Genomic DNA, 15,974 nt, shown 5'->3' with positions numbered 1-15,974 from the left:
CCGCGGAGCGGGGCAGGGAAAGCCGATCCGCAGGGACCGGCGTTGAGTGCAGCGCGACCGGCGGTGAACATCCCGGCCGGCGGGAAAACCCCGGTTCGCCGGTGACCACAGAGCGGCATCCCTTCGGTAAAATCATTCCATGTCCCGCTTCCGGCTCTACCCGACCACCGATCAGGTGGCGGTTCTGGAGTCGCATTGCGGGCACGCGCGATACGTGTAGAATCTCACGGTCGAACAGCAATCCTGGTGGAATCCACGCCGCGGACCCGCGCCCGGGTATGCCGAGCAGAACCGGCAGTTGACCGAAGCGCGACGGGAGTTCAACTGGCTTGCCAAGGGCAGCATCATTGTTCAGCAGCAGGCGTTGCGGGACTTCTCCACGGCCATGGCGAACTTTTTCCGCGGCTCGCACCGGAAGCCGTCGTTCCGGAAACGCGGCCGGGGCGAGGGTTTCCGGATCGTCGCGGTGAAACCCGGTGATGTCCGGCACGTGAACCGCCGCTGGTCGCAGGTGCGGGTCCCGAAAGTCGGCTGGGTGCGTTTCCGTCGCACGCGTCCGGTACCGGACGCGAAGTCGTTCCGGGTGACCCGGGATCGTGCGGGCCGGTGGCATGTCGCGTTCACCGTCGCACCCGAACCCATCGAGGCATCCGGGACCGGCGAAGTCGTCGGTGTCGACCGGGGTGTGGCCGTGTCCGCGGCCCTGTCCACCGGGGAACTGCTGATCTGCCCCGGCCTGCGACTCAAGGAGGCTGAACGGCTGCTCCGGCTGCAACGCAGGCTCGCCCGGGCGAAACGCGGCTCGAACCGCCGCGGCCGACTCAAGGCCCAGATCGCCCGGCTCCGGGCCCGGGAGGGCGACCGGCGGAAAGACTGGGTGGAGAAAACCTCGACAGATCTCGCCCGCCGGTTCGACGTGATCCGCGTGGAAGATCTGAAGATCGGGCAGATGACCCGGTCGGCGCGGGGCACGGTCGACACGCCCGGGACAAACGTCCGGGCGAAAGCCGGCCTGAACCGGGGTATTCTTGCGGGCGGCTGGGGTCTGCTGGTCCAGCGGTTGGAACAGAAAGCCCTCGGCCGGGTGGAGAAGATCCCGGCCGCCTATACCAGTCAGCGTTGCTCGTCCTGCGGGCAGGTGGCCGCCGCATCGAGAGAGAGCCAATCTCGGTTCGTGTGCGTCGCCTGCGGGCACGAGAGCAACGCCGACACCAACGCCGCAAGGAATATCGCGGCCGGACGGGCCGTGACCGCGCGGGGAGGCATGGCGTTGGCCGTGCCGGTGAACCGCGAACCTCAACGAACCGCACCTCCTCTGGCGGGTGTGTAGGAGTTGGAATCCCCCGCGTTCACACGGGGGAGGACGTCAAGGCGTAGAGCACACCACGCCCCACCGACAAAATCCGGTCCCGCTGGCGCAACCGGGCGAAACAGCAGTCACGGTCATGAGGCGGACGGCGGTGGACCGGGTGCCGCCGACCACCCGTACGACCTCCGCCGCCGCCCTGACACCGGGGCCGGGCAGCGGATGGGAAAGCCCGGCAGCCCCGGTGGGAGCGGGCAGCGGGCGGCAGGCCTGGTGCACCGTCACCGGGATTACGTGGACGGCCAGGGTGCGCCGTCAACCGGCCGAACCAGCGGAACCGGCCGCCCTGGCGGTACCGGCGGCACCGGCTGTCCGGCCGTCCCAGCGGGCCACGGCCAGGTCCACCCGCTCCCCGCCGGGACGCAGCGCGGTGCCGTCGGCGGCGAGCCGCCGCAGCGCCTCGACCGGGGCGGTGGGATTCGGCTCGCCGGTGGAGCGGATCACCCGGTGCCAGGGCACGTCGTCGTCGTGCCCGTGCCGGCTGAGCACGGCGCCGACCGTCCGGCCGGTGCCCGCGCCCACGTATTCGGCGACATCACCATAGGTCATCACCTTGCCGCGGGGAATTCGCGTGATCGCCTCGAGGACGGTCATCGCGTACGGGCTCGGCCGGCCGCCAACGCTGATCCGGGTGGCCAGCCCCGCGGACACGCTCAGCGGCGGCTCATGCCGCCGCCCGGCCCATCGAGTCTCCACTGCGGCCTCCGCCCTCCCATCGGCTTCCGACCAACCAGCTTCCGAGCAACCGGCTCCTGGGCGCCTCCGACGGACCGGTCGACGGACGGAGCGGTCAGTAGACGGGCAGGGACTTGTCGACCTGGTTCGCCCAGGCGGTCACCCCGCCCTGGACGTGCACCGCCGAGGAGAACCCCGCCCCCTTCAACGTCGCCAGCGCCTCGGCCGAGCGCACCCCGCTCTTGCAGTAGACGACGACCCGGCGGTCCTGCGGCAGTTCGGACAGGTGCGCCGGCAGTTCGCCCTTGGGGATCAGGCGCGCCCCCGGGATGCGCACGATCTCCCACTCCGCCGGTTCCCGCACGTCGACCAGCTCGATCGGCTCGCCCCGGTCCAGCCAGTCCTTGAGCTCGGTGGCCAGGATCGTCGAGCCGGCGGCGGCCCGCTCGGCCTCGTCCGAGACGACCCCGCAGAACGCGTCGTAGTCGATCAGCTCGGTGATGGTCGGGTTCTTGCCGCACAGCCGGCACTCCGGGTCCTTGCGGACCCTGATGGTGCGGTAGCTCAGCTCCAGGGCGTCGTAGACCGTCAGCCGCCCGACCAGCGGCTCGCCGATCCCGGTCAGCACCTTGATCGCCTCGGTGGCCTGGATCGCCCCGATCGACGCGCACAGCACGCCGAGCACACCGCCCTCGGCGCAGGAGGGCACCATGCCGGGCGGGGGCGGCTCCGGGTAGAGGCAGCGGTAGCACGGGCCGTGCTCGGCCCAGAACACGCTCGCCTGCCCGTCGAACCGGTAGATCGACCCCCACACGTACGGCTTGCCGAGCAGCACGCTCGCGTCGTTGACCAGGTAGCGGGTGGCGAAGTTGTCCGTCCCGTCCACGATCAGGTCGTACTGGCTGAAGATCTCCGTGACGTTCGAGGTGTCCAGCCGGGTCTCGTGCAGGACGACGTTGACGTGCGGGTTGATCTCGCGGATGGCGTCCCGGGCCGACTCCGCCTTGGACCGCCCCACGTCGGACTGCCCGTGGATGATCTGACGCTGCAGGTTGGACTCGTCCACGGTGTCGAACTCGACGATGCCGAGCGTGCCCACCCCGGCGGCGGCCAGGTACAGCAGGGTCGGCGAGCCGAGCCCGCCGGCGCCGACGGCGAGCACCTTCGCGTTCTTCAGCCGCTTCTGGCCGTCCATGGCGACATCCGGAATGATCAGATGTCGGGAGTACCGGCGGACCTCGTCGATGGTCAGGTCGGCCGCTGGCTCGACCAGAGGCGGCAGTGACACGATCTCTCCTCGCGGTTACAGCGCTGGCATCCGTACGTCCGGCTACCCTGTCGTCCCATCCTCGCAGGGACGCCATGCCATCATCGGCGGTCCGCCGGCGGCGGCCGGACGCCGACGACGTGAGCACGACACACCTGGATCGTGGGCTGATGTCGACAACGCCGCCAGCGCGCGGAAGCTTCCGCGACCCGAGCCCACCATGCTCCGGGCTCGCCACGCCGGCCGTCCGGCTCGCCCGCGGTGGCGCTACCGGCGGCCCGCGGCCCCGGCTCTGGGCCCGCCGGCCCTCTTCCCGTTGCGTGCACCCTGCCGGCCGTTGCCATTGCCGTTGCCGGCGGCGCCGTCCACCCCCGCGCCGTCCGTGCCGACCCCGTCCGTAGCGCCTCCGTCCGTACCGGACACGGCTGGGCGAGCGGCGGGCGCGGCGGGACCGGTGCCCCGGCCGGCGCCGGTGGGCTGCCGGTCGCGGTGGGCCTGAGCCACGCTGGCGGCGAGGACGGCCACCAGATCGTCCGCGGAGGTGGCCGTCTCGCCCTCGACCGGCGGGGTCACCACGTCGCTACCCGACACCTTCGCGTCGATGACGGCCTGCAGGGCCTGCCGGTAGCCGTCGGTGTAGGGGGTCGGGTCGAAGTCGTCGGACAACGACTCGATCAGCGTCTGCGCCATGACCAGTTCCTGCGGGCCGACGTTCACCTCCTCGTCCAGGAACGGGAAGTCCGGCCGGCGCACCTCGTCCGGCCAGACCATCGTCGACAGGACGAGCACGTCGCCGCGTATCCGCAGGGTCGCAAGCTGCTCCCGCTGCCGCAGAGCGATCTTGACGAGCGCGACCCGGCCGGAGCGGCCGAGCGCGTCGCGCAGGAGCACGTACGACCTGACCCCGCCCCGGTCGGGCTCGATGTAGTAGCTCCTGGCGTAGTAGATCGGGTCGACCTGCGCCAGCGGGACGAACTCCAGCACGTCGATCGTGTGGGAGGTGGGCAGCGGCAGGTTCGCGAAGTCGTCGTCGGTGAGCACGACGGTCTCCCCGGACGGCAGCTCGTAGCCTTTGGCGACCTCCGAGTAGGGCACTTCGACCCCGTCCGCCGCCGCGACCCGCTTGTAGCGGATGCGGGACCCGTCCCACCGCCTGACCTGGTGGAAGGAGACGTCCCGGTCCTCGGTGGCCGGGTAGAGCCGGACCGGAATCCGGACGAGACCGAAGGAGATCGCGCCTTTCCAGATCGACCGCATGCCCGCCCCTTACTGTGAGTTTGAGCATGTTCATAGGTTGTCCCGACCGGCATACCGCGGCGGTGGCAGCACCGGATCACGACAGCGCCGGATCAGATGTCCGCGCTGACGGGTACGGCCCGGCGGGCCGCGCTCCGCAGTCAGCGAACACACTCCTTGCCCAATGGTCTCCCAACGCTGGAGGGTACGGAAGCCGTGTGAGCACAAAAGACGAACGAATCGCGGACGAACGAATCGCGGACGAACGCACACCCGGGGCAGAGCGCCCAGGCACCGGGCGCCACGAGGCGGAGCACTCGGGCGTCGGTCCACCCCGGGGACCTCCCGGAACGACTTCCACCCGCCGGACCGCCAGCCAGGAGGCGGCTCGCCGGCCAGCCAGCGCCGCCGCGGCATCCGGCGAAGCCGGCCGTCGCGTCCAGCACCTGACGCGGTGACGCCGACCCCGGAACCACCGCACGACGATCGCGACACAATTCCGCACTCTGCACACTCTGTGTACGCACTAACACACCGAACGTTTCTAACCTGGTCGCCGCACGACCGGGCCGTTGCCTGCCCACGGCCGGATGAGCTGGTATTCATGGTGGGCGACGTGCCGGACCGAGTCGAAGAACACGGCGATCTTTTTGCCACTTCGGCAGGTACACCCGGCGCACAGGTGGAAGGTTCCAAAACGGCGGTAGGGCCAACGCAAGAGTACAGAGGATCACAGTCCGTAGGCGCTGACAGGAGAAAGCCATGACCTCACCGACGGATCTTCCGCTCGACGTGCATGACGTTCTCGACCGTCCCGACGTGCCCGACGCGGACGCCGCGGAGCAGGCGCGCGAGGTCCTGACGAGCGATTCGCTGCCGCTCACGGCATCGTGGCCGTCGTCGCTGGAGGTCGACGAGTACGACGCCGCGGAGCAGCAGATCGTCGTCGACGTCGACGAGGACGAGTACCGGTGAAGCGGGCCTGACCCGGGCGAGCCCGCGTGAGCCCCGGTTCACGCGGACCCCTGATATCCCCCTGATCCAACGGTGACGCGCCGGCGCCGACGGGCCCGCTCGGTGCGGCCCGCCGGCGCGGGCACGCCCGCACGGGAGAAGGATGATCACCCTGCCCGCGACTCCTCAGGCGGGCCTGGAAATCAGCCAGGCTGGGATCAGTCAGGACGGGGCCGGGCAGGAAAGGTACGGTGAGCCACCAGCGGGTTCACCCCCGCCTGGTACCCACATCCACAGACGCTCAAATCCCCTGTTCCAGATCCTGTATCCCAGATCCTGTACCCCGGATCCCGTACTCAGGTCCCGCCCAGATCCGAGTGCTCATCTTATGTTCACATAACATGACAAAGCACTACAGGTCGGGTCCCGGCCGGGTGCGACGCCCAGCCCGGACATCCGGACGGGCACCACTCCCGGCACGGGCGGCCGCCGAGCCGGCACCGAGGCTCGACCGATCAAAGGAGGTGCGCCGGTGAGCGCCGAGCCGGCCGCGCCGCAACCGCGTTCAGGCAAGACCGCCCGGCTGCCGCGCACCGCTCGCCGTTTCCAGCTGCTGGGAGCGGCCCGTGAAGTTTTCGTTGCCCAGGGCTATCACGCCGCGGCGATGGACGAGATCGCCGAACGCGCGGGCGTCAGCAAGCCTGTCCTCTACCAGCACTTTCCCGGAAAGCTCGAGCTCTACCTGGCGCTGCTGGACGAGCAGGCCCACGCCCTCGTCTCCAGCGTGCAGCGGGCGCTTGCGTCCACTACCGACAACCACACCCGAATCGCCCGATCGATCGCGGCCTACTTCGACTTCGTCGACGACCCCAGCGGCGCCTACCAGCTCGTTCTCGAGTCCGACCTACGCAGCGAACCCGCCGTCCGCAAGCGGGTGGAGAACAGTTTCACCGAGTGCGCCAACGCCATCGCGGACGTCATCGCCGCGGACACCGGCGTCGGCCCGGCCGAGGCCGAACTGCTCTCGATCGGGCTGGTGGGCCTCGCCGAGACCGGCGCCCGCTGGTGGCTGGTCACCGGCGGGGCGGTCTCGAAGGAGCAGGCCGTCGCGACCATGGTCGAACTGGCCTGGCGGGGGCTCGCCGGATATCCGCGCCGCACCACCGGCACCGACCCGACACCGGCCCGGGAAACCACCGGCGACGGTGACGCCTCCAGCGGACCCTGACGTCTCCAACGGACCCTGAGGTCTTCAGCCGACCCTGACGCCTCCAGCGAACATGGCCCGGCCGCGTCCCACGCCCCGCGCCGTAGGCCCTATGGTGACCTAGCCGGCCGAAGACGGCGAGACCCTCGCTCTTCTCCCGCCGCCGGACGTCACCAGGAACCTGGACGGCACACCTGACGAACACGGAGGTCATCACTGGTGGAGGTCAAGATCGGGATCCAGAACGTCGGGCGCGAACTGATCATTGAGAGCGGCCAGTCGCCGGACGACGTGGCCCAGGCGGTCACCGACGCGATCAGGTCGGATCTGGGGCTGCTCACGCTCGTGGACGAGAAGGGCCGGCGGGTCGTCATCCCGATCGGGAAGCTGGCCTACGTCGAGATCGCCGAATCCGAGACACGCCGGGTCGGTTTCGGCGCGCTCTGACGGCGACAGCACCCTCCGGTAACCCGAAACGCCCGACACAATACAAAAGGTAGTCGGAACAAAAGGTAGTCGGATGCCGGCTACCCGGGCCGGGTCGGGTCGGTTTCGGCCGCCCGGCCCCGGCCCGGGCCCGGGCTGTCTCAGGTCGACAGGCCGAGTGCGTCCATCCGTGCCGTGTGCGCGAGGGTGATCCGGTTGAACAGCTCCGCCAGCGCTGTCAGGTCGCCTATCCCGTTCAGCAGGGCGGCGAGCGCGCTGCGCTCCACCGCGACCCGCTGTGCCTCGGTCAGCGCCTCCCCCACCAGCCGCCGGGCCCACAGCGCGAGCCGGCCGGCCACGGTCGGATCGGCCTCGATCGCAGCCCGGACCCGCCCCACCGCGAACGCGGCATGGCCGGTGTCGGCGAGGACGTCAAGGACCAGCGCACGCACGTCGGGATCGAGCACGGTGGCGATCTCGCGGTAGAAGTCCGCGGCGATGCTGTCCCCGACATACACCTTGACCAGGCTTTCCAGCCAGTCGGCAGGCGCGGTGAGGTTGTGGAAGTTCGTCAGCGGCGACACGAACGGCTCCATGGCCCGCACCGGGTCGACCCCCACCCGCAGCAGATGGGCACGAACCTCCTCGAAGTGCGCGAATTCGGCAGCGGCGATGCCAGCCAGCGCAATCTTGTCGGTCAGGGTGGGAGCCATCCGCGCGTCCGTGGCCAGCCGCTCGAACGCGGTCAGTTCGCCAAAGGCAAGCAGTCCCAGCAGATCCACGACGGCGACGTCCGGTATGCCCGCGCGGACAGCATCACGAGCCTGCACGTCACGGGCCTGAACGTCACGGTGCGACTCGGGCGCGTCGGTGGCCACCCCGTGGGCCCGGGCCCCTGGTACGGCCGAATCATGATCGGACCATTTTCGGCCCTCCGGATCGGGGCCGCGTGCCGTGCCGGCCCCGCCGGCCTGACCGCCTGCGTCGTCCCCGCCGATCGACGGCGCCGGAAAGCCGACCCGGCCGGTACCCGTACTGTCCGTCATATCGGATCACCTCAGCCTCGTCCTCACGGCGAACCGCCCCGATATACACCGACCGGAAGCAGGACCGGGACACCTTACGGCACAGGCACTTGCGGCATCTGACGGAATGGGCCGCAGCACCCTGCCGAAGGTCATCGTGTCGGAACATGTCTCGGAGAGCAGCCCACAGGTTATCCTTATCATTAGCCGGGAGCTGCCAAGACCACTTCCGGCCCGCGCGGGCGTCGCCCCACTCCGGGTCAGCGGACCCCGCCGGTAGATGTCGTGAGCGGGTGCAGCGTCGGATCCCGCTCATAGCGACTCGGGGACCTGGGCCTCGATGGCGCGAACGAAGGACGATCGCGCCGTCTCCGGCCCTCTAGCAGACCAGGAGTATCCCGCTGTCCGTTTCAGCCGAAACCACAACACACCGACACGATGACCCCACAGATCCCACGGGGCACCCGGACGCCGGCGAGACGGGGGCCCCGACGGCGCCGGCCACGACACCGGCGCCCGGTTTCGCCGACCTCGGCGTCCGTGAAGAGATCGTCGAGGCCCTGCGCGCCAAGGGCATCGTTTCCCCCTTCCCCATCCAGGAACTGACACTTCCGCTGGCGCTGGCCGGGTCCGACATCATCGGGCAGGCCCGCACCGGCACCGGCAAGACGCTCGCCTTCGGCATCCCGCTCGCGCAGCAGGCGACCAGCCGTGACGAGGGCGCCAGCGGGCAGCCGCAGGCGCTCGTGGTCGTTCCCACCCGCGAGCTGTGCCTGCAGGTCACCGCCGACATCGACCGTGCCGGCTCGGGCCGCGGCCTGCGGGTGCTGCCGGTCTACGGCGGCCGTGCCTACGAGCCGCAGCTGGCAAGCTTGCGCGCCGGCGTGGACATCGTCGTCGGCACCCCCGGCAGGCTGCTCGACCTGGCCCGCCAGAACGCCCTCGTGCTGACGGCGGTGCGCATGCTCGTCCTCGACGAGGCCGACGAAATGCTCGACCTGGGCTTCCTGCCGGACGTCGAGCGCATCCTCGCCCAGCTTCCGGACATCCGCCAGACGCTGCTGTTCTCCGCGACGATGCCGCCGCCGGTGATCTCGCTGGCCCGCCGGTTCATGCGGCGGCCGGTGCACGTCACCGCGGAGCACCCCGACGAGGGCCGCACGGTGCCGGACATCAGCCAGCACGTCTTCCGCGCGCACGCGCTGGACAAGATCGAGGTGCTGGCCCGGGTCCTGCAGGCCGAGGGCCGAGGGCTGGCCATCGTCTTCGTCCGGACCCGCCGTACCGCCGACCGGGTCGCCGACGACCTGACCGGGCGTGGTTTCGCCGCCGCGGCCGTCCACGGGGACATCGGCCAGGGCCAGCGGGAGCAGGCGCTGCGGGCGTTCCGGTCCGGCAAGATCGATGTGCTGGTCGCCACCGACGTCGCCGCCCGTGGCATCGACATCGGCGGAGTGACCCACGTGGTCAACTACCAGTGCCCCGAGGACGAGAACGTCTACCTGCACCGCGTCGGCCGCACCGGCCGGGCCGGCGGCAGCGGGGTGGCGGTGACCTTCGTCGACTGGGACGACCTGCCGCGGTGGTCCCTGGTCAACCAGGCGCTGGGCCTGCCCTTCGACACGCCGGTCGAGACCTACTCGACATCCCCGCACCTGTTCGAGGCCCTGTCCATCCCCGCGGACGCCCGCGGGGTGCTGCCGCAGGCGTCCCGTACCCGGGCCGGGCTCGCCGCCGAGGAGGTCGAGGACCTCGGGGAGACCGGGCGTCCGAAGCGCCGGCGGTCAGGCCGGGCCGGTGACCGGCCGGACGCCACCCGCGCCGAGCCGTCGGCCGGTCGGCCCCCCGCCGCCCGCACGACCCGGACCAGGCGCCGTACCCGTGGGGGCGGCGCCGCGGTGGCGGCGGTGACCGTGGTCCCCGCCGACGAGCCCACCGACGCGCAGCCGGCGGCTCACGCGGACGCGCCCGCGCAACAGCCGGCATCCACTCGGCCGGCATCCACTCGGCCGGCTCGTCCAGCCCCGGCCGACGCGGTCCCAGCCCTGTCCCCGGCAGCGTCCGTGGAACTTCCCGGCGCACCGGCTGGCGGGCCGTCCGTGGCCGAACCGCGGCCGGCCGGGACCAGCGGGCGGATACGGCCGGCGGCCAGCAGGGCTGCCCTGTTCCTGGAGCCTGCTCCGCTGCATCCGACGGCGCCGGACACCGGCTCGGATTCCATCGTGGCTGCCGACATCGTGAAGCCCGACATCGTTGAACCCGGCATCGTGGAGCCCAATATCGTGGACCAGGGCATCGTGGACCACGATTCTGCCGCTCCGGGCTCCGGTGCGGACGGCGCCGCGGTGACCGGGCCGGCTCCCCGGCGGCGCCGACGCCACCGGCGGCGCGACGATCGCGGCCGTCCCGTCGGCTCACCGGCCGTGGAGGCGAACCTCACCGGCAGGCAGGACGACCGGATCGAGCAGCGAGCCGAGTCGGCCTGACGACCCCGGCCCGGACCAGCCCGGTCCGGGCCAGCCCGGCGTTCCGGAAGGCCGAACAGCCGGCATGATCGCTGGTTCGTCGGGTCGGTCAGCCCGTCGTCCCTGTCAGTCCCGTCAGAACCCGGCGGACGCGCGGAGCCCGGACGTGAAGCGCGCCGCCGGCCACCCGGCCGGACCTGTCAGGGCTCGACGGAGGTGTGGACCCGCAGCCGGATGCGCACCCAGGCGATCCGCCGGCATGCCGGGCAGCGCACCAGGGACCGGTGCCGCAACCGTGGCACCGGCACATGCACGCTGGGGATCAACAGGGCGACCGCCTCACGCGGCCGGAGCGTGGTCGTCTGCCCGCAGCGGGAGCACATCACATCCAGCCCGCTGGCCACCGGCGTGACCGGTGTGCCCGGCCTGCCCCCGCTGTAGAGCGCCCGCTTGCCGTGGACGTCCCGGCCTACCGTCACCGGGGTGGCAAAGCGCTCGTGGGCCGCGGGTGGGGGCTGCGCGGCGCTGCGCGGCCGTAGCCGGTCGAAACCGGCGGACGCGGCAGCCGCTTCCCGGCGGGCACTCACCGGCTCGTGGCCCGGGACACCGTGCCGGCTGCCGCCGCTGCCGCCGCGCCGACTACCGCGCCGGCCGTCATGCCCGCCACCACGCCGGCCGCCACCGGCGGGCGAGCCGGTGATCCGCCCGGTGGCGTCGATCCCGGCACCGGTACCGGCGGCACCGCGGACGCCGTCCGGGGCGTGCTCCCAGCCGTCCCTCGGGCCACGGCCCCGCCGCCGCCCTCTCGTCGAGGGTCGGACGCGGCCCCGGTGGCGGAGCCCGCCAGCAGCGCCCGGGCATGCGCCCGGTATGCCGTCGCCCCCCTGGAACGTCTCGCCGTCGTGAGGATCGAACGTCCGGAACCCGGCGCCTCGGCGAACCGGACCGACCGCGCGATGGGCGGCTGGAGCACCGCGACCGCGTACCGGGCGGAAACGTCCGCCAGGACGGCGCGGCCGTGCGCGGTCCGGGCGTCGAACAGGGTCGGCAGCACCCCGCGGACCCGCAGCTCGGCGTTGGTCAGACGTTGCACGTCGTGGACGGTGTCGAGCAGTTGCCCGACACCGCGATGCGACAGGGTCTCGCACTGCAACGGGATGATCACCTCGTCCGCCGCCGTCAGCCCGTTGATCGTCAGGATTCCGAGCGAGGGCGGACAGTCGATCAGGATGAAGTCGTAGCGCTCGTCGATCTCGGCGAGCGCGAGCCGTAGCGCGTGCTCACGGCCGGTGCGGGACAACAGCACGGCCTCGCAGCCGGCCAGCTCGATGGTCGCCGGCAGCAGATCCGGGCCGTCCTCGGTTCGCCGCACCACGAGGCCAGGGCTGAGCCGGCCCAGCAGCACATCGTGCACGGACAGCTCGATGACGTCTGGATCCAGGCCCAGGGAGAACGTCAGGCATGCCTGCGGGTCGAGGTCAACGAGCAGAACCCGGCATCCCAACTCGCTCAGCGCGGCGCCGAGGCTCGCCACGGACGTCGTCTTGGCGACGCCACCCTTCTGGTTTGTGACGGCGAAGACGCGAGCCATACAGATCAGTCTCCAAGCGTTGGCGCAAAACCACAACACCCCACGCCACAACAACATCACCGATACCTGAAAAACTCGATCTCTATTTCGGACAAATCATAAAAGAACGCGCATTCATCGGGCCATGATCAGCCGTGGGCCTTCCTGTCGGCATACCTGGTTGGGCATCGGGCCCCGGCCCGGGAAACCTCTGGGCGGCACGGCGGAGGTCTGTGAGGATGAGGAGATGGCACGCGGCGCGCCGGTACCGCCCGGGCGGGAGCTCCGGGCGGCCTCGACAGCGGCGTCCGCGGCATGCTCCCGATCGTCCGAGCACCGCGGTGGCTTTCGCCGGCCCCCGCCACCGCAATGATCGGTGACATTCTCGGCCTGCTGCTGGTCGTCGCCCTCATCGCCGCCAACGGGCTGTTCGTGACCGCCGAATTCGCCTTTGTGGCGGTCGACCGCAGCCGGCTCGAGCAGGCGGCGCGGGACGGTTCCCACCGCGCGGCCCGGGTGCTGCGGGCCGTCCGGTCGCTGTCGTTCCAGCTTTCCGGCGCGCAGCTGGGAATCACCCTGACGTCGCTGGTACTCGGTTACATCGCCGAGCCCGCGATCGCCTCCCTGCTGCTACCGGCGATCAACGCGACCGGCCTGCCAGCCGACGTCGGCCATGCCGTCGCGGTGACCGCCGCCCTGCTGATCGCGACAGTCACCCAGATGATCTTCGGCGAGCTCTTCCCGAAGAACATCGCGGTCGCGACACCGATGGCCACGGCCCAGTGGGTCGCCGGGCCGCAGATGCTCTTCTCCAGCGTCTGCCGACCGATCATCACGCTTCTCGACGGATCCGCCAACCGGTTGCTGCGCGCGCTGGGGATCGAGCCGCGGACCCAACTGCGATCGGCCAGATCACCGTCCGAGCTCGGCTGGCTGGTGCGCTCGTCGGCCGAGCACGGCACGCTGCCCGGCAACACCGCAAGTCTGCTGGGCAGATCCCTGCGGCTACGCGAGCGCGCCGCCCAGGACGTCATGACGCCGCGGGTGCGGGTGGTCGCGCTGCACGCCGACGACAGCGTCACGGAACTGCTCCGGGTCACCGGGGAATCAGGCCACTCCCGTTTCCCCGTCCTGCGCCCCGCCGGTGCCGCCGCGCCCGATACCGGCGCCCGCAGGGATTCGAGTGCCGGTAGGGATACGGGCGCCGATCGCGGCACCACCGGCCGCGGCGGCGGAGGCCAGGCCGCCGAGCCGCCGGGCCCGGGGAGCGTCACGGCTGTTCCCGGGGACGTCGACGACGTCGTCGGGGTCGTCCACGTCAAGGACGCCTTCGGTGTGCCGCCGGCCGAGCGCGGCAGCACACCGGTCAGCCGGCTCATGGTCGCTCCGGTGGTGGTGCCGGCATCGCTGAGCTGCGACGATCTGCTCACCACCCTGCGCGGGCACAGCCTCCAGATCGCCGTGGTCATCGACGAGTACGGCGGCACCGCCGGCCTGGTCACCCTGGAGGACCTCGTCGAGGAACTCGTCGGCCATGTCCTGGACGAGTACGACGCGCCGGAAAGACCCGACGCCACCGCCGGGCCGGACGGGAGCTGGTCGCTGTCCGGCCTGCTCCGCCCGGACGAGGTCGCCGACCTGACCGGTGTCCGGCTGCCCGACGGCCCGTACGAAACCGTCGCCGGCGTCGTCCTGCACCGGCTCGGGCGCATTCCCAAGCCGGGTGACCAGGTCGACGTCGAAGGCCAACTGCTCACCGTCGAGGAGATGGACCATCATCGCGTCAGCCGTGTCCGGCTGGCGGGCCGCCCGCCCGACCAGCCAGCCCGGACCCGCCGGAGCGGGCACTCCGGTCACTCGTCCGGCCCGCGTGGCCCGCACGCTCCGCGCAGCGCCGTCGGCGCCGACGGCCCGGCCGGACGGGCACGGCGATGACCCTGCTCTATCTTGTCGGCGCGATCTTCCTGCTGGCCGGCAACGCGTTCTTCGTCGGCGCCGAGTTCGCCGTCATCTCGGTCCGTCGCGACCAGATGGAACCGTATGCGGCCGAGGGCGACCACCAGGCCCGCAGCGTCCTCACCGCGATCGAGAACCTGTCGCTGATGCTCGCGGCTTCCCAGCTCGGCATCACGATCTGCTCGCTCGGGCTCGGCGCGGTGGCCGAGCCCGCGATCGCCCACCTGATCGAGGGGGGTCTGGACGGGCTCGGCGTCCCCAGCGGTTTCCATCACCCGATCGGGTTCGCGCTCGCGCTCCTGATCGTCGTCTGCCTGCACATCGTGCTCGGCGAAATGGTGCCGAAGAACATCGCGCTGGCCGGCCCCGAGAAGGCCGCCCGCTGGCTCGCACCGCCGTTGCTCCGGTTCGCCGGCCTGACCCGCCCGCTGATCGTCTTTCTCAACGCCGTCGCCAACCGGTGTGTCCGGCTCGTCCGCGTCCATCCGGTGGACGAGCTGAGCACCGCCTACACCCCGGACCAGCTCGCGGTGATGATCGCGGAATCCCGGCAGCAGGGCCTGTTGGAGGACACCGAGCACGAGTTGCTGACCGGCGCGCTGGAACTGTCCGAGCGGACCGCCGGCACCATCATGATCCCGGTTGTCGAGATCGTGACCGTCCCGTGGTCGGTGACCGCGTCCGAGCTGGAGAGGCTGGTCGCCGGGACCGGCTTCTCCCGCTTCCCGGTACGCGCCGCCGACGGCGACGCCCCAGCCGGACCGGGACCGGTAATCGTCGGTTTCGTGCACGCCAAGGACGTCATCGGTATCCACGGCGACGCCCGGGACGAACCGCTGCCGCCACGCAGGCTGCGGCCGATGGTCGAGATCCGCGCCGACCTGCCGCTGGACGAGGTCCTGCGCCTGATGCAGCGCAGCGGCTGCCACCTCGGCCGGATACCCGGGCCGAACGGCACGACCCGCGGCGTCATCGCTCTCGAGGACGTGGTCGAGGAGTTCGTGGGCGAGATCGAGGACGCCAGCCACCGGCCGGGCGTAGGTGAAAACCTCCCCTATGACAGCGGTTTCCACCTACAGGCGCGGAAGCCGTAGGTGGAAACCGCTGTCCTGGTGACGGCTTCCACCTACGGACGGAGAGGCTTCGGGCGGCGAGGCGTGGCTCCTAGGCCTTCTCGTTCCTGGGCGCGGCCGACTGGACGACCTCGAAGGACCACAGCGTGGCCGCGGTCGCGGCCGGCGCACCAGCCCCGGGGTGACCGCCGGGTCCGCCGTGACCGGCCGGCGCACCAGATCCGGGATGACCAGCCGGCGCGCCATGGCCGGCTGGCGCACCGGCACCGGGGTGACCGCCGGCTCCGGGATGACCGGCCGGCCCCGGACCACCCGCGGCGTCCGCCGCCGCCTGCGCGTGCCCGGCCTGGAAGGCGTTGGACGCCTGCCATTTCTGGAAGTCCTCCTCGCTACGCCAACGCGTGTAGACGAGGTAGGTGTCGGTGCCCTCCACCGGCCGTAGCAGCTCGAACCACTCGAAACCGTCCGCGGCCTCCACGATGCCGGCCCGACCAGCGAACCGCTGCTCCAGCGTGGCCCGCAGCTCGGCCGGGACGGTCAGTGCATTGATCTTCACAACGCTCATGAGGCCACGTTAGTTCGTGGCACCGGTCACGCGACACCGCAACGACTCACTCAGAGCGGCGCATGCACGCACCGCCCGGCATTGCATCACCATCTGATCGCAATCTGGACACGTAACGCACCCTGCATGCATCTATCATGGTCAATGTGGAACTATTAGTTGCTATTTGATTTCTGAGAGTAAGAAACG

Annotated in this window: 13 protein-coding genes and 1 pseudogene; 7 read left to right on the top strand and 7 right to left on the bottom strand. The window is 71.0% G+C overall.

The window, feature by feature from the left end; all coding sequences use genetic code 11:
* Positions 1–139 precede the first annotated feature (139 nt).
* Positions 140–1,330 (top strand): annotated as a pseudogene (locus tag FSYMDG_RS04435) (RNA-guided endonuclease InsQ/TnpB family protein).
* A 291-nt stretch (positions 1,331–1,621) separates the two neighbouring features.
* On the opposite strand, the gene FSYMDG_RS04430 reads toward FSYMDG_RS04435, so the two are convergent.
* The 3 genes from FSYMDG_RS04430 to FSYMDG_RS04420 form a co-directional block, all read right to left on the bottom strand.
* Entirely contained in the window at positions 1,622–2,062 is a 441-nt protein-coding gene (locus tag FSYMDG_RS04430; RefSeq protein WP_013872390.1) for an MGMT family protein, read from the bottom strand.
* Between the two features lie 94 nt (positions 2,063–2,156).
* Positions 2,157–3,329 carry an adenylyltransferase/sulfurtransferase MoeZ gene (gene moeZ / locus FSYMDG_RS04425; RefSeq protein ID WP_013872389.1) on the bottom strand — a complete coding sequence of 391 codons (1,173 nt, stop codon included), beginning with the start codon at positions 3,327–3,329 and terminating at the stop codon, positions 2,157–2,159.
* Between the two features lie 246 nt (positions 3,330–3,575).
* Positions 3,576–4,565: a Ku protein gene (locus tag FSYMDG_RS04420; RefSeq protein ID WP_013872388.1), complete on the bottom strand. Its 990-nt coding sequence runs from the start codon at positions 4,563–4,565 to the stop codon at positions 3,576–3,578.
* Positions 4,566–5,306: 741 nt separating this feature from the next.
* On the opposite strand from FSYMDG_RS04420, the gene FSYMDG_RS04415 reads away from it, so the two are divergent.
* The 3 genes from FSYMDG_RS04415 (at position 5,307) to FSYMDG_RS04405 (ending at position 7,152) form a co-directional block, all read left to right on the top strand.
* A complete protein-coding gene (locus tag FSYMDG_RS04415) occupies positions 5,307–5,519 on the top strand; it encodes a hypothetical protein (protein WP_013872387.1) in 213 nt (70 codons plus the stop codon).
* 511 nt (positions 5,520–6,030) lie between these two features.
* Positions 6,031–6,726, top strand: a complete 696-nt coding sequence (locus FSYMDG_RS04410) for a TetR/AcrR family transcriptional regulator (RefSeq protein ID WP_013872386.1) — start codon at positions 6,031–6,033, stop codon at positions 6,724–6,726.
* Positions 6,727–6,924: 198 nt separating this feature from the next.
* Positions 6,925–7,152, top strand: coding sequence for a DUF3107 domain-containing protein (locus tag FSYMDG_RS04405; protein ID WP_013872385.1), 228 nt, complete (start codon positions 6,925–6,927; stop codon positions 7,150–7,152).
* 140 nt (positions 7,153–7,292) lie between these two features.
* On the opposite strand, the gene FSYMDG_RS04400 is transcribed toward FSYMDG_RS04405, so the two are convergent.
* Complete coding sequence (locus FSYMDG_RS04400; protein WP_013872384.1) at positions 7,293–8,177, bottom strand: ferritin-like fold-containing protein; 885 nt, start codon at positions 8,175–8,177, stop codon at positions 7,293–7,295.
* 527 nt (positions 8,178–8,704) lie between these two features.
* Here FSYMDG_RS04400 and FSYMDG_RS04395 point away from each other — a divergent pair.
* Positions 8,705–10,642 carry a DEAD/DEAH box helicase gene (locus FSYMDG_RS04395; protein WP_237703080.1) on the top strand — a complete coding sequence of 646 codons (1,938 nt, stop codon included), beginning with the start codon at positions 8,705–8,707 and terminating at the stop codon, positions 10,640–10,642.
* Positions 10,643–10,821: 179 nt separating this feature from the next.
* Here the strand turns inward: FSYMDG_RS04395 and FSYMDG_RS04390 are convergent, their stop codons facing one another.
* Entirely contained in the window at positions 10,822–11,208 is a 387-nt protein-coding gene (locus FSYMDG_RS04390) for a hypothetical protein (RefSeq protein ID WP_237702989.1), read from the bottom strand.
* Entirely contained in the window at positions 11,205–12,212 is a 1,008-nt protein-coding gene (locus FSYMDG_RS04385) for a ParA family protein (RefSeq protein ID WP_013872381.1), read from the bottom strand. Before FSYMDG_RS04385 ends, FSYMDG_RS04390 begins: the two co-directional genes overlap by 4 nt.
* Before the next feature lie 294 nt (positions 12,213–12,506).
* Here FSYMDG_RS04385 and FSYMDG_RS22685 point away from each other — a divergent pair, with 294 nt between their 5' ends.
* Positions 12,507–14,126, top strand: coding sequence for a hemolysin family protein (locus FSYMDG_RS22685; RefSeq protein WP_013872380.1), 1,620 nt, complete (start codon positions 12,507–12,509; stop codon positions 14,124–14,126).
* Positions 14,123–15,241, top strand: a complete 1,119-nt coding sequence (locus FSYMDG_RS04375) for a hemolysin family protein (RefSeq protein ID WP_013872379.1) — start codon at positions 14,123–14,125, stop codon at positions 15,239–15,241. Before FSYMDG_RS22685 ends, FSYMDG_RS04375 begins: the two co-directional genes overlap by 4 nt.
* Positions 15,242–15,311: 70 nt before the next feature.
* Here the strand turns inward: FSYMDG_RS04375 and FSYMDG_RS04370 are convergent, their stop codons facing one another.
* Positions 15,312–15,785, bottom strand: a complete 474-nt coding sequence (locus FSYMDG_RS04370) for an antibiotic biosynthesis monooxygenase family protein (protein ID WP_013872378.1) — start codon at positions 15,783–15,785, stop codon at positions 15,312–15,314.
* Between the last annotated feature and the right edge of the window lie 189 nt (positions 15,786–15,974).

Origin of the sequence: Candidatus Protofrankia datiscae, from assembly GCF_000177615.2 — a bacterium.
GTDB lineage: Bacteria > Actinomycetota > Actinomycetes > Frankiales > Frankiaceae > Protofrankia > Protofrankia coriariae.
This window is presented reverse-complemented; position numbering and strand designations above follow the sequence as displayed.

What these genes read in the sequence shown, in the direction of transcription:
- FSYMDG_RS04420 (WP_013872388.1), bottom strand. Translation starts at nt 4,565, where the DNA reads ATGCGGTCGATCTGGAAAGGCGCGATCTCCTTCGGTCTCGTCCGGATT.
- FSYMDG_RS04415 (WP_013872387.1), top strand. Translation starts at nt 5,307, where the DNA reads ATGACCTCACCGACGGATCTTCCGCTCGACGTGCATGACGTTCTCGAC.
- FSYMDG_RS04400 (WP_013872384.1), bottom strand. Translation starts at nt 8,177, where the DNA reads ATGACGGACAGTACGGGTACCGGCCGGGTCGGCTTTCCGGCGCCGTCG.
- FSYMDG_RS04385 (WP_013872381.1), bottom strand. Translation starts at nt 12,212, where the DNA reads ATGGCTCGCGTCTTCGCCGTCACAAACCAGAAGGGTGGCGTCGCCAAG.
- FSYMDG_RS22685 (WP_013872380.1), top strand. Translation starts at nt 12,507, where the DNA reads ATGCTCCCGATCGTCCGAGCACCGCGGTGGCTTTCGCCGGCCCCCGCC.
- FSYMDG_RS04375 (WP_013872379.1), top strand. Translation starts at nt 14,123, where the DNA reads ATGACCCTGCTCTATCTTGTCGGCGCGATCTTCCTGCTGGCCGGCAAC.
- FSYMDG_RS04370 (WP_013872378.1), bottom strand. Translation starts at nt 15,785, where the DNA reads ATGAGCGTTGTGAAGATCAATGCACTGACCGTCCCGGCCGAGCTGCGG.